Source organism: Janthinobacterium sp. RA13 (assembly GCF_000745325.1).
Taxonomy (GTDB): Bacteria; Pseudomonadota; Gammaproteobacteria; order Burkholderiales; family Burkholderiaceae_D; genus Janthinobacterium; species Janthinobacterium rivuli.
In genome coordinates this window covers 3,590,049-3,603,560 of record NZ_JQNP01000001.1, presented here as the reverse complement: position 1 = coordinate 3,603,560, position 13,512 = coordinate 3,590,049, and the positions used below count along the sequence as shown (strand labels likewise).

11 protein-coding genes are annotated in these 13,512 nt (G+C 65.4%); 4 read left to right on the top strand and 7 right to left on the bottom strand.

The annotated features are described in order from the left end of the window. The first annotated feature begins 45 nt into the window (after positions 1 to 45). The 3 genes from FG13_RS15990 to FG13_RS15980 all read left to right on the top strand — a co-directional run bounded on the left by FG13_RS15990 (position 46) and on the right by FG13_RS15980 (position 4,164). Positions 46 to 1,257: an MFS transporter gene (locus tag FG13_RS15990; protein WP_035822435.1), complete on the top strand. Its 1,212-nt coding sequence runs from the start codon at positions 46 to 48 to the stop codon at positions 1,255 to 1,257. Positions 1,258 to 1,290: 33 nt separating this feature from the next. Further along, positions 1,291 to 1,671, top strand: a complete 381-nt coding sequence (locus FG13_RS15985; RefSeq protein ID WP_200880288.1) for a hypothetical protein — start codon at positions 1,291 to 1,293, stop codon at positions 1,669 to 1,671. A gap of 174 nt (positions 1,672 to 1,845) precedes the next feature. Beyond that, entirely contained in the window at positions 1,846 to 4,164 is a 2,319-nt protein-coding gene (locus tag FG13_RS15980) for an NADP-dependent malic enzyme (protein ID WP_035822433.1), read from the top strand. Positions 4,165 to 4,215: 51 nt separating this feature from the next. On the opposite strand, the gene FG13_RS15975 is transcribed toward FG13_RS15980, so the two are convergent. The 4 genes from FG13_RS15975 to FG13_RS15960 form a co-directional block, all read right to left on the bottom strand. Then, positions 4,216 to 5,082, bottom strand: a complete 867-nt coding sequence (locus FG13_RS15975; RefSeq protein ID WP_035822431.1) for a hypothetical protein — start codon at positions 5,080 to 5,082, stop codon at positions 4,216 to 4,218. Positions 5,083 to 5,151: 69 nt separating this feature from the next. Next, positions 5,152 to 5,988 (bottom strand): universal stress protein, encoded by an 837-nt coding sequence (locus tag FG13_RS15970; protein WP_035822427.1) that lies wholly within the window; start codon positions 5,986 to 5,988, stop codon positions 5,152 to 5,154. Between the two features lie 312 nt (positions 5,989 to 6,300). Continuing rightward, a complete protein-coding gene (locus FG13_RS15965; RefSeq protein ID WP_035822423.1) occupies positions 6,301 to 7,314 on the bottom strand; it encodes a response regulator in 1,014 nt (337 codons plus the stop codon). Next, the gene (locus FG13_RS15960; RefSeq protein WP_235211745.1) at positions 7,311 to 10,712 is read right to left on the bottom strand and encodes an MHYT domain-containing protein; all 3,402 of its coding nucleotides are present in this window, start codon (positions 10,710 to 10,712) and stop codon (positions 7,311 to 7,313) included. The genes FG13_RS15965 and FG13_RS15960 overlap by 4 nt, the downstream gene beginning before the upstream one ends. A gap of 238 nt (positions 10,713 to 10,950) precedes the next feature. On the opposite strand from FG13_RS15960, the gene FG13_RS15955 reads away from it, so the two are divergent. Further along, entirely contained in the window at positions 10,951 to 11,757 is an 807-nt protein-coding gene (locus tag FG13_RS15955; RefSeq protein ID WP_442905205.1) for a class I SAM-dependent methyltransferase, read from the top strand. A 6-nt stretch (positions 11,758 to 11,763) separates the two neighbouring features. On the opposite strand, the gene FG13_RS15950 is transcribed toward FG13_RS15955, so the two are convergent. The 3 genes from FG13_RS15950 to FG13_RS15940 form a co-directional block, all read right to left on the bottom strand. Then, positions 11,764 to 12,264: a hypothetical protein gene (locus tag FG13_RS15950; protein ID WP_035822417.1), complete on the bottom strand. Its 501-nt coding sequence runs from the start codon at positions 12,262 to 12,264 to the stop codon at positions 11,764 to 11,766. 64 nt (positions 12,265 to 12,328) lie between these two features. Continuing rightward, positions 12,329 to 13,075, bottom strand: coding sequence for a M56 family metallopeptidase (locus FG13_RS15945; RefSeq protein WP_051959137.1), 747 nt, complete (start codon positions 13,073 to 13,075; stop codon positions 12,329 to 12,331). Next, positions 13,075 to 13,491: a GNAT family N-acetyltransferase gene (locus tag FG13_RS15940; RefSeq protein WP_035822414.1), complete on the bottom strand. Its 417-nt coding sequence runs from the start codon at positions 13,489 to 13,491 to the stop codon at positions 13,075 to 13,077. The genes FG13_RS15945 and FG13_RS15940 overlap by 1 nt, the downstream gene beginning before the upstream one ends. Between the last annotated feature and the right edge of the window lie 21 nt (positions 13,492 to 13,512).

Here is a 13,512-nt window from a genome sequence, read left to right as displayed (position 1 = left end):
TGACGCATTAAACCATGTGCCTCCCAGCGAGGCAAGGACTATCCCATGCCTTCCACACGCCCTGCCGCTTCCCCTTCATCTTCATCTTCAGCTTCTTCGGCCCTGCTGGTGGCCGCCATCATCCTGCTGGGCCTGAACCTGCGGCCCATCCTGGCCGCCATCGGCCCCTTGCTCGACAGCATCCAGGCCAGCACGGGCCTCAGCAATGCCGACGCGGGCTTGCTGACCACGGTGCCCGTGTTTGCCATGGGCTTGTGCGCGCTGGCGGGCGCGCAGTTGCAGCGCCGGCTCGGCGTGGCGCGCGGCATTAGCTTGGGCATCGCCATCATCGCCGCCGCCTGCGCGCTGCGCTGGCCCTTGCACGGCAGCGGCGGCCTGATCGCCACGGCGGCCCTGGGCGGCCTGGGCATCGCGCTGGTGCAGGCGCTGCTGCCGGCCTTCATCAAGCGTCATTTCCCCGAACGGGCAGGCCAGCTGATGGGCTTTTATACGACGGGCATCATGGGCGGCGCGGCCATTGCCGCCGCGTCCGCTTCACCGTTGGCGCAATCGCTGGGCTGGCAGGCGCTGCTGGCACTGTGGGCGCTGCCTGCCGTGGCCGCTGCGCTGCTGTGGCGCCGCGCATCGGCTGCGCGCGTGGACGTGTCCGGCGGCGCGGGCGCCAGCCTGCCCGTGGGCAGTGGCCGCGCCTGGCTGCTGATGGTATTTTTCGGTATTGGCACGGGCGCCTACACCCTGGTGCTGGCCTGGCTGCCGCCGTTTTACACGGAACTGGGCTGGAGCGCGGCCGACAGCGGCTTGCTGCTCGGCGCCTTGACCCTGGTGGAAGTGCTGGCGGGACTGGTGATTTCCAGCGTCATCCACCGCTTCCCCGACCGCCGCATCCTGTTATTGCCCGTATTGTTGTCCGTGCTGGCCGGCCTGGCTTGCCTGATCGTGGCGCCCGTGCAACTGGCCATTCCTGCCGTGATATTGCTGGGCTGCGGCATCGGCTCCCTGTTCCCCTTGTCGCTGATCGTCAGCATGGACCACGTGCGTGACCCGGCCGGCGCCGGCGCGCTGCTCGGTTTTGTGCAGGGCGGCGGCTACATCATCGCCAGCAGCATGCCGTTCATTGCCGGCCTGATCCGCCAGCACTCGTCCAGCCTGGCCCAGGCGTGGATGGTGATGGCGGGCGGCGTGGTGCTGTTGTTGCTGATCGCCGTGCGCTTCGCGCCCGGTGCGCGGCTGGCGTCGCCGGCGGCAAAAATCGCGTAGGCTGTCGGCTTGTCCTTGATAGAAAGATCCGCCATGGCTGACCATCCCGCCACGCCACCATCCCTGCTGCCCGCCAACCGCCGCATCGTGCTGTCCGGCGAGGATGCGCTGCGCATCCTGCGCGAGATCGAATTCCTGCTGCAGTCGCTGCATCACATCGGCCGCCATTATTATCCCGATGGCGACGATGACGGCGCCGATGCCGAGCGTCGCGCGCGGTATTGCGCGGAGACGACGCGCTTCATCGACGCGCAGCAAGCGACGACGCGCCTGGCGCTGATGCGCAGCATTTTGTCCGCCCAATTCGACACGACACTGGGCGCGGACGACATGGACGATATCGAGCGCGCCGTCGAAGCGTTGCCGCTATGGCGCGCCTCCGATGATCCATCACAAAAACTAATTGAAATCTAAAATTTGATAGTTTTTCCTGTTCAGGACGTTTGCATCGCCGGACGGCCTTACAATGCTAGGTTATGCGTTTTCGTGATATCAGACTGTGGCTAGCGGAAAATACCTAGCTAATTGAAAGAATCGGTCTGATAAAATCCGGAACACCCGATCGACCAAACAGGAAGGCAGCACAGCATGGATTCGTCATCTGATAAAAAAGAAGAATTGCGTCAACAATTGCGCTTGGCCGCACTCGAGTATCACGAGTGCCCGCGCCCCGGCAAAATCAGCGTGACGCCGACCAAACAACTGACCAACCAGCGCGACCTGGCACTGGCCTACTCGCCAGGCGTGGCGGCACCGTGCGAAGAAATCGTCATCGATCCGGCGAATGCCTATAAATATACGGCGCGCGGCAACCTCGTGGCCGTCATCACCAACGGCACGGCCGTGTTGGGACTGGGCAATATCGGCCCGCTGGCCGCCAAGCCGGTGATGGAAGGCAAGGGCGTGCTGTTCAAGAAATTCGCCGGCATCGACGTCTTCGACATCGAGATCAACGAGATGGACCCGGACAAGCTGGTCGACATCATCGCTTCGCTGGAACCGACCTTCGGCGGCGTGAACCTGGAAGACATCAAGGCGCCCGAGTGCTTCTACATCGAGCGCCAGCTGCGCGACCGCATGAAGATTCCCGTCTTCCATGACGACCAGCACGGCACCGCCATCATCGTCGGCGCGGCCATCCTGAACGGCCTGAAAGCCGTCGGCAAGAAAATCGAAGACTGCAAGCTGGTCGTGTCGGGCGCGGGCGCCGCGGCGCTGGCCTGCCTCGACCTGATCGTCGACCTGGGCTTCCCGCTGAAAAACATCTACGTCACCGACCTGGCCGGCGTCGTCTACAAGGGCCGCACGGAACTGATGGACCCGGACAAGGAACGCTTCGCGCAAGACACGCCGCTGCGCACCCTGGCCGAGATCATCCCGGACGCCGACATTTTCCTCGGCGTCTCCGCCGGCGGCGTGCTGAAACAAGACATGGTGCGCAAGATGGCGCCAAACCCATTGATCCTGGCGCTGGCCAACCCGAATCCGGAAATCCTGCCGGAAGAAGTCAAGGCCGTGCGCAGCGACGCCATCATCGCCACGGGCCGTTCGGATTACCCGAACCAGGTCAACAACGTGCTGTGCTTCCCGTACATCTTCCGCGGCGCCCTCGATTGCGGCGCGACGACGATCACGCGCGAAATGGAAATCGCCGTCGTGCACGCGATCGCCGACCTGGCGCATGCCGAGCAGTCGGACATCGTGGCCACCACCTATGGCATCAGCAACCTGTCGTTCGGTCCTGAGTACCTGATCCCGATGCCGTTCGATCCGCGCTTGCTGATCAAGATCGCGCCAGCGGTGGCCAAGGCGGCCGAGGATTCCGGCGTTGCCACGCGTCCGATCAAGGACTTGCAAGCGTACGCGGACAGCCTGCAGCAATTCGTCTACCGCAGCGGCACCTTCATGAAGCCGCTGTTCCTGATGGCGAAATCCACGCCGGCCGAACTCAAACGCATCGTCTACGCCGAAGGCGAAGAAGAGCGCGTGCTGCGCGCCGTGCAAGTGGTGGTCGATGAAAAACTGGCGCGTCCTATCCTGGTCGGCCGTCCACCGGTGCTCGAAGCACGCATCCAGAAATTCGGCCTGCGTCTCAAGCAAGGCGTCGACTTCGACGTCATCAACCCGGACTTCGACGAGCGCTATCGCGATTACTGGAACACGTATTATGCGATGACGAGCCGCAAGGGCGTCACCGAGGAATACGCGAAGCTGGAAATGCGCCGCCGCCACACCCTGATCGGTTCGATGATGATCCACAAGGGCGACGCCGACGGCATGATCTGCGGCACCTTCGGCACCACCCAGCTGCACCTGAAATACATCGACCAGGTGCTGGGCAAGCGCGCCGGCAGCAATGTCTACGCCGCCATGAACGTGCTGATCATGCCGGAGCGCCAGCTGGTGATGGTCGACACGCACGTCAATGAAAACCCGGACGCCGAGCAGCTGGCCGAGATCACCATCATGGCCGCCGAAGAGATGACCCGTTTCGGCCTGTCGCCGCGCGCGGCCCTGCTGTCGCACTCGAACTTCGGTTCCAGCGACAGCGCCTCGGCGCAAAAGATGCGCGCCGCCTTGGCCATCGTCAAGGAACGCGCGCCGGACCTGGAAATCGACGGCGAAATGCACGGCGATACGGCCCTCGACAGCAAGCTGCGTCAAAAACTGATGCCCAATTCGGCACTGAAGAACGACGCCAACCTGCTCGTCATGCCGAACATCGAATCGGCCAACATCGCCTACAACCTGGTGAAAACGGCGGCCGGCAACGGCATCGCCGTGGGCCCGATCCTGCTCGGCTGCGCCAAACCCGTGCACATTCTGACGCCATCGGCCACCGTGCGCCGCATCGTCAACATGACGGCGCTGTGCGTCGTGGATGCTGTCGCCCAGCGTAAAGCCTAAGCCTTAGCAGCACATGAAAAGCCGCCCCGTCCGCAAGGAGGGGCGGCTTTTTTACATGGGTGGCACGGGCAGGGCCGTGGCCGGATGGCGGCGCAGGTAATAGTGGCGGTACAGCATGATCTCGCCCCACACCAGCAGCAGCGCGGCCAGCGCGAGCAGGCCCAGCGTGATCTTGAGCGAATTGAAATAGGCGCCGGCCTGGCGTTTGACGGCGTCGATGAAAATCATCGGCACTGATTTGTCGAGTTTGCTGAAATCGGCCTGGCGCGCCACATCGGTGGTCAGGCGCACTGCCAGGTCGGTGCCCAGACTGGCCAGGTCGCCCGTCGCCTGGCCACGGAAGCCGGCGCCCTTGAGCGCTTCGCCCAGCACAGTTGCCCTGGCGATCAGCTGTTCCTGCAGCACCTGCGTCAGCAGCACGCTGCCGCGGCGCAGGATGAATTCATTGATCCAGCGCGCCTTGCTGCGTTCCCAGTAACTGCCTGATGTAGGCCGGTAATACATGTCTTGCACGAAGGGTTCGATCAGGCTGCGCATGCTGATAGCCTGGCCCGGGGCGATCAGCCTGACCTGCTGTTCCAGGTAGACGCGCAGCGCCGGCATCTGCGCTTCGACCACAGGCTGCAGGTCGCGCTCAAGGGCCTGGTTGACGACGCGGTGCACGCTGTGCACGGCGCCAAACCCGCCACCGAGGAGCGGCAGCGCGACGAGGATCAACACATAGCTGAGCTTGGCGGCCACATGCCAGGCGGGCGGGCGGCGCACCAGCAGGCATTTTCTGGCCAGCTGGTAGCAGATGCCGAGCGCCAGCACAAAGCCGATCACGCCATACAGCAGCATCCACGGCAGGACCGTCCACAGCAGGTCGCTGCCGAACGGCGCCAGGGTGCTACTCCAGTTGAGCAGTTGTTGCTTCATGTACATTGCCTTGAGGTAAGTAATCAGGCAATTATAGCTATTTAGCAAATAAACATGGCGCGCTTGACGTCAATGCGCCATCAGCACCGGTACCGTCATCTGGCGCAAGATCGTTTCCGTCACGCCGCCGAGTAAAATTTCGCGGAAGCGCGCGTGGCCGTAGCCGCCCATCACCAGCAAGTCCGCATGCACTTCGGCGGCCATGGCCAGCAGCGCCGCGCCGATGTCGCCCGTGGTGGTGGCCGAACGCACCTCGACGGGCACGCCATGGCGGCTCAGGTAGGCGGCGATGTCGGCGCCCGGGTGGCGCGCCGGCTGCGCGTGGCCGGCCGGCGGGTGCAGCAGGGCCAGCACCACCAAGCGCGCCGCGCGCAAGAGGGGCAGGGCGTGGCCGATGGCGCGCGTCGCTTCCATGCTGCCATCCCAGGCCACCACGACGGTGTTGTCCACTTGCGCGAATTGGCCGCTGCGCGGCACGATCAGCACGGGACGGGCCGCGTTCAGCATCACGTAGGGCACCAGGTCGCTCATGGCGCCGGGCAGGGCTTCGCTGTCGTCGTGCTGGCTGAGCACCGTCAAGTCGCTGTAGCGGGCGCTGACGGCCATGCCGCCATCTTCATCGTCTTCGATCAGGCGCCGTTCCAGCGAGGCGGCGCCGGCCTGGCGCGCCAGCGTTTCAAACTGGGCCAGCGCCTGTTCCGCCTGCCCGTGCAGGGCTGAAATCTGCGCCGCCACGGCGCCGCCGCGCATGCCGCGGTTGTTTTCCACGTAAAAGCGCGACAGGCCCGTCATGGCTGCGCCGATCAGGTGCGCCTGGTGCGCGTGCGCCAGCCGCGCCGCGATGGCGATGCGCTGCGGCGCATGGCGCGACAGGTCGGCGTGGACGAGGATGGATTTATAGGCCATGGTGTCATTCGCTAGTCAGGATGGCAACAAGGCTAGAACGGCAACAGGGGCAAGTCCAGCATTGCCGTGCTGACGGACGTTTTTCTTATGCGGGGCTTGATATGGGTCAAAAAAATACGGACCATGGCCATCTGCAAGGCCACAGCCAGGAAATTGCGAGCTGTTTGATGCGCGTCAAAATGCCTGGCCCACAGCCAGCCATAATGGGATTGAACTCCTTGCCCTTCCAGTGGTCTGCATCGGCGCCGGCGCCATCTGTCCGGCACTTGCTTGTGTGACGCAACAACGCTGGCCGTGGCGGGAGTTCACTCGTCAAGCCGGCGCCTGGTGTTCGGCTTTCTCCGCCCAGCGCAGCCGGATGGCGTCGATGGCGGGCAGTTCCTGCACAAACAGTTCGACCAGGCGTGCATCGAAATGGCTGCCTTGTTGCGCTTGCAGATAGCCCACGGCGTCCGTCACCGACCACGCGCGCTTGTACGGGCGCACCGAGGTCAGCGCGTCGAAGACGTCGGCCACGGCGACGATGCGCCCGGCCAGCGGAATCGCTTCGCCCGCCAAGCCGTCCGGATAACCGCTGCCATCCCATTTTTCATGGTGCGACAGGGCGATTGCGCGCGCCAGCGCCAGCATGCCGCCTTCGGCATGTTCGCCGATGATGTCGCCGCCGATGCGCGCATGCGTCTGCATGATGGCCCATTCGTCCGCGTCGAGCTTGCCCGGCTTTTGCAGGATGCGGTCGGGGATGCCGATCTTGCCCACATCGTGCATGGGCGCCGCGTGCAGCAGGTCGTCCGCGGCGGCCTCGTCCATGCCTGCGGCCACGCCCAGCAGGCGCGCGTAATGGCTCATGCGGATCACGTGCAAGCCTGTTTCATTGTCCTTGTATTCGGCCGCCAGACCCAGGCGCTGGACGATCTGCAGCCGCGTTTCCTTCAATTCATCGATGCGCACCAGCGACAGGTGCGTGCGCACGCGGGCGCGCACGATGGCGGGGCTGAGCGGCTTGGTGATGTAATCGACGGCGCCCGCTTCAAAGCCGCTGAGTTCGTCGCGCATGTCGTTCAGGGCCGTGACGAAAATGACGGGGATGGCGGCTGTCAGCGGCGCCGCTTTCAGCTGGCGGCAGGTGTCGTGGCCGCTCATGCCGGGCATCATCACGTCGAGCAGGATCAGGGCCGGGCGTTCCTGCTGCGCCAGTGCCAGCGCCCGCGCGCCATCCTTGGCGAACAGCAGCGCGTAATCGTTCTGCAAGATCTGGCGCAGCAACTGCAAATTGGCCGCCTCATCGTCGACGACGAGAATCACGGGCCGGGCGGATGCATTCATGGGGACTCCGGGGCGTAGGTGTGCAGCAAGTCGTGCAGCAGCGACTGCGCCAGGGGGAAATCAAAGTCGTCGATGGCGTGCAAGAGTGGGGCCAGTGCGTCCGCTTGCGCGCCCATGGCGTGCTGCAACTGTGCTTGCGCCGCGTCATCGAGTTCGCCGCGCCGCAAGGCGCTTAATAGTGTACTGGCCGCTTGTCGGGCGGCGGGCGCGTCGATGGCAGCCGCCGTTGCCACCGGCAAGGCAGGCGGCGCCAGCCGGGCGATGGCGGCCACGGCCGCCGGCCATTGCGTCAGCAGGGCGCCCAGCGTTGCGTCGAGCTGTTGTGCCGTGGCGGGGCCGGGGCTGGCGCAGCATTGCTCCAGCGCCGCCAGGCTGGCGGCCAATTGCTCCAGGCCGAGGTTGGCCGCCACGCCGCGCAGTTGGTGACTCTGCGGCAAGAGCGCTAGGTGGTCGCGCGCCTCGATGGCGGCCAGCAGGGCCGGCGGCAGGCGGGGATGCTCGATTCCGAAACGGGCCAGCGCCGCGCGGTAGGCGCCGTCGTTGCCAGCCCAGCGCTGCAGGGCGCCCGCATGGTGCAGCACCCGTCCGCCAGCGGGCGCCGGCGCGTGGCTGGCGTCGGTCGGGTCCGCCGCCAGGCCCAGCACGCGGGCGATTTCCTGCGACAGCGCCTGCCATTCGACGGGTTTTGTCGCGAAACCGTCCATGCCGGCCGCGCGCGCCGCCTTGCGGTGCGCATCGAGCACGCTGGCCGTCATGGCGATCACGGGCACGCGCGGGCGGCCATCGCGCAGGGCGGCGGCACGGATGGCTTGCGTGGCGGCCAGGCCATCCATGCGCGGCATTTGCAAGTCCAGCAGCAGCACGTCGAAGTCGTCCTGCTGCGCCAGTTGCAAGGCTTGCGCGCCATCGCCGGCCGTGATCACCGTGTGGCCGCGCTTGCCCAATAGTAAGCTCAGCAGTTCCAGGTTTTGCGGCACGTCGTCGGCCGCCAGCACGCGCAGCGGCGGCAGGCGCACGCTGCGGCGTTCGCTGGCGGGCAGCGCCGCCTGGCGTGCCGGCAACAAGGGCAGCATGACGTGGAACACGCTGCCGTGCGGCAAGGCGGCGTCGGCCCAGATGCGCCCTTGCATCAGGGTCACCAGCTGCCGGCTGATGGTGGTGCCCAGGCCCGTGCCGCCAAAGCGCCGCGTGGTCGATGCGTCGGCCTGCACGAACGGATCAAAAATGGCGTCGCGCCGTTCCGCGGGGATGCCGATGCCGCTGTCCCGCACCAGCAGGTGCAGCTGGCCATCGTCGCGGCGCGCCGTCAGGCTGACGGCGCCGCCGGGCGTGAACTTGATGGCGTTGTCGAGCAGGTTGCCCAGCACTTGCCGCATGCGCAATTCGTCGCCATGCAGCACGGCCGGCAGTTGCGGGTCGTACTGCACCTCCATGCGCAAGCCTTTGGCGCGCGCGTGGATGCCATACGTGGACGCCAGTTCATCGACCAGCGCCAGCAGGCTGTAGTCGCGCAATTCCAGCGCCACGGCCCCCTTGTCCAGCTTGGCCGTATCGAGCACTTCGTTGAGCAGGCGCAATAGCGAGCGGCCGGACTGGCGCACGGTGTCGAGGTGGCGCCGCTGTTCCGGCGCCAGCGGCGAGTCGAGCAGCACATCGGTAAAGCCGAGGATGGAATTCATCGGCGTGCGGATTTCATGGCTCATGTTGGCGACAAAGCTGGCCCGCGTGGCGGCCGCCAGCTCCGCTTTTTCCTTGGCCATGCGCAAGTCTTCCTCCATTTGCCGGCGTTCGCTGATGTCGAGGATGACGCCGTCGACCCAGCGCACGGCGCCGGCCGCATCGTGCACGACGGTGCCCCGTTCCCACAGCCAGCGCGCCGTGCCGTCGGCATGCAGCAAGCGGTATTCGAGCAGGTAGGGCTCGCCGCTGGCGACGCTGCGGTTGAAGACGTCGATGACGTAGGCGCGCTCTTCGCTGGCGATCAGGCCCGTGATGCTGCGGCGCGGCGCCGCGCCGAGAAAGTCGGCGGGCGGATAGCCGGTGACAGCTTCCACGCCATCGCTGATGAACAGCATGGGCTGGTTTTCCGCCGTGGTGCAGCGAAAGGCGATGCCGGGAATATTGCCGATCAGCGAGCGCAACTGCTGCTCGCTTTCGCGCAGGGCGGCCAGCATGGCGCGCCGTTCGCTGATGTCCGTAATGAACAGCACATATAAATCCTGGTCGGCCAGGCGCGCGCTGGCCATCGAGCGCTGCACGGCGACCGGGGCGCCATCCTTGCGCAGGTAGACGATTTCCTCGCTGGTATGGACCGTCTCGCCTTCGCCCGTGCGCAGGTAGTGCAGCAGGCCGTGCTGTTCCGACTGGCGCACGTCGCTGACCAGCACGCTGACATGGCGGCCGACAATTTCCGCCGACCGCCAGCCGAGGATGCGCTCGGCGGCGCCGTTGAAGTCGACGATGTTGCCGTGGCGGTCGATGGTGATGACGCCGTCAACCGTGCTCGTCAGCAGCGAACGGGTCCAGTGTTCGCTCTGGTTCAGGTGGCGAAACAGTTCGCGATAGCGCAAGATGCCCACGGCCGAGGCGACCAGGATGGTCAGGGCGATGGTCAGCAGGGTCACGCTGATCACCAGCATGGGCCGGTTGGCATCGGCATCATTGCCTGGAGGAATCGTCCCCACGAAGCGGGCCGCCTGCATGCCCATGTAGTGCATGCCGGTAATCGCGCACCCCATGACGCAGGCGCTGATCAGCGTGCGCTGCGCTGCGACTATGCGGCTGCTCCAGCCGCGCAAGCCGAAACGTATCCACAGGGCCAGGGTGGCCAGCGCCACGGCAACGGCGAGCGACAGCGCAAACAGCAGCGGATCGTAGCGCAGCGACAGGCCCATGCGCATGGCCTGCATGCCCGTGTAATGCATGGCGCCGATGCCCAGGCCCACCAGCAGGCCGCTCCCGAGCAGCAGCGGCGCCGTGACGGCGCGCCGGCTGATGGTGGCCAGGGCGACGAATGAGGCCGCCACGCTGGGCACGATGGACAGGAGGGTCAGGCCCGGATCGTAGGCGACGCTGGTGCCCAGCTCGAAGGCCAGCATGCCGATGAAATGCATGGCCCACACGCCACAGCCGAGCGCCAGGCTGCCGGCCAGCAGGCACAGCAGGTGCAAGCGGCGGCTGATGCTCGCCTGCGCGCGGCTGTACGCCGTCATCTGGAAAGCCATCCACGACGTGAAAATGGCGATCACGAGCGACAGCAGCACGAGTCCCGGCGCATGCTGGCCGTGATGCAGCTGGGCCGGATCGGCGGGAAGGTGGAACAGGTGCTGGACGCTGGCAGGTATCATCGTGGGCAAACAGGTGGCGCGTGTGGCGCTGGCGTGGGCGCCTGCCGCCACGGCGGGTGATCGATGCGGATTACCTTACCAGATTTCCGGAAACAAATATCTTAATTGTAATTATTTTCCCTGTCGTGCAAGTCATTTCCAGGGGGATGAGTGGGGCGCTCACCTTGTCGTGCCCGTGGAATGGCCGTGCTGGCGAGGAAATTGCCATCAGGAATTGTGTGGTTTTTTTGCAAGGTGCGACGCCTTGCCATGCGTCATGCTACATTCGCGTCCTGTTTTTTCTGAAAGGATGACTATGCCTTTAAGTAACAACTTCTTGCAGCATAATCAGCAAGCCTGGGATGCCCAGGCTGCACAGAACAGCCCATGGTCGCAGCCTGTCGACCGCGCCACCATCGCCGCGGCGCGTGCCGGGCAGTGGCAAATCCATTTGACGCCCGGCTCCTTGCCGGCCGGCTGGCTGGGCGAGGTGCATGGCAAGCGTATCCTGTGCCTGGCCGGCGCCGGCGGACAGCAGGCGCCCGTGCTGGCGGCCGCCGGCGCGCACGTGACCGTCTTCGATTTGTCCGGGCAGCAACTGGCGAAAGACCGCATGGTGGCTGAACGTGACGGCTTGCATCTGGCCACCGTGCAGGGCGATATGCGCGACCTGAGCCGCTTTGCCGATGCCAGTTTCGATGTCATCGTCCATCCTGTATCGAACCAGTACGTACCCGACATCGGCCCCGTATGGCGCGAATGCGCGCGCGTGCTGGCCGACGGCGGCGTGCTGCTGAGCAGTTTTTTCAATCCGGCCGTGTTCATCGGCGACCGCGACCCGCAATGGGCACAGCAGGGCTTGATACGGCCCCGCTTCGTGCTGCCGTATTCGGATCTGGAGGATATGGACGCCGATGCGCTGGCATTGCGCATGGAGCAGGGCGATGCGCTGATCTTCGGTCACGGGCTGGACAGTCAGATCGGCGGCCAGCTGGCGGCGGGCTTCGTGCTGGCGGGGTATCACGAGGAAATGCATCCGCACCCGCGCTTTGAAATTGAAAAATACTTGCCCAGCTTTATCGCCACGCGCGCCATCAGGCAGGCGCGCGCGGTGTAGTGCTTATCAGTTGTACGGCTGCAAATCGAGCCACACGGCATATGACAGGCGCTTGCCATTCCACAGTCCGCCACCGCGGATGACGGCGTCGCACGAAGTCAGCTGGCCCACCAGATCCATGCGGCCCAGGTTGCGGCGCAGGCGCAGCGCGTCGTTGTGCGACAGGTAGCCGACCAGCAGGCCATCGATGAAGACGGCGATGGCCTTGTCCTGGAACGGGTTGGCATCGTCGCAGACGAGCAGGGCCAGGCATTTTTCTTCCGCATTGCCGGGACCATGCTCGCCGGCCAGTTTGGCGATGGCGCTCTGGTACATCGCTTCGTTTTCCACTTCCGACGCAAAGCGTCCCTCGTCGCTCCAATGATGCGCGGGGGCGCCCGCAGGAATCGCCGGCACGTACTGGCGCACCGAGACGAGCGGCTTGTGCAGCGGTTTGACGGGCGTGCGGCCGCTGAAGACGTAGTACAGCAGGGCGATGACGATCACGATGGCAAGCAGGTAAAGCATGGTATCTCTCTGATTTCTAAGGGGGGAGCCGGGATCGCGGGCGCGCCGCGCGGCGTTGCCGCTACTATAGCAAGTTCGCCGCCCGGTTCCGCGTAAATCTGGCCATGATTTGCCGCCGGCGCCGCAGCGCCAGCGGGTCGTTCAGCACGATGGGCGAGGCGCCCGTCAGGCCCGAATAGTACTGGCCATGCTGGCGCAGGACGATGGCATAGTCGCGCGGCGCGTGGCCGTGCGCCAGCATGCGCGCGTCGCAATCGACTTCGATGGCAAAGCGCAGCCGGTGCAACTGCCACCACAGGGGCAGATTCCACGGCATGAGAATAATCAAGGCGTATGCCAGGGCCAGCAGCAGCGGATCGTGCGCGGCCAGCCGGCATTGCGCGTGCGCCAGCAGCAGCGCCTGTTGCTGGGGCGAAATCAGTTGCAGCCAGACGGGCATCACGATGCGCGGCCGCAGCAGCCCCGCCACGCAGGGACCGATGCCGCCGCTCAAGTACACGGGCGTGCCCAGCAACGATGTTTTCTGCCAGCGCCGCTGGTGCGACAGCAGCCAGACGCTGCGCAGCGCCAACAGCAACAGCATGCCGCTCGATAAGACAAACCAGCCCAGTTTCAGCTGCGCCTGTTCCGCCGGCATGGCCGCCAGCACGCCGGGCAGCCATGCCAGCGGCAAGATGGCGGACGCGGCGATGGCCGCCAGCCACAGCCAGCGCGTCGTGCGCCCGCGCCGCTGCAGCAGGCGCTCGGCGCCCCAGGCGGCAGCGCTCAACAGCAGCGCCAGCGCCATGCTGGCAGCCAGCCAGGCCGGCACTAGCGTACCAGCGCCATGCCGACGGAGGCGGGCGCCGTGTGCTTGAAACCGAATTGCGCATACAGTTCTTGCGCCTGGCCATCGGCGATCAGGCTGACATACGCGCTTTGCGGCACCTCCGTTTCGATGAATTGCATGATCTCGCGCATGATGCGCTTGCCCAGGCCCTTGCCCTGGTGGGCCGGCAGCACGGCGATATCGGTGACCTGGAAGAAGCAGCCGCCGTCTCCGATGATGCGCCCGATCCCCACCACCTCGTCGCCATGCAGGATTTGCACGGCAAACAGGGAATTCGGCAAGCCCTTGGCCGCCGCCGCCGTGCTTTTCGCGCTCATGCCGGCGGCCACGCGCAAGTGCTGGTAGGTGGCGATGGAGGGGATGGCCAGGCGGGTGATATAAGGCGATGCAGCGGTCAAGACGATCTCCTGTGCAATATG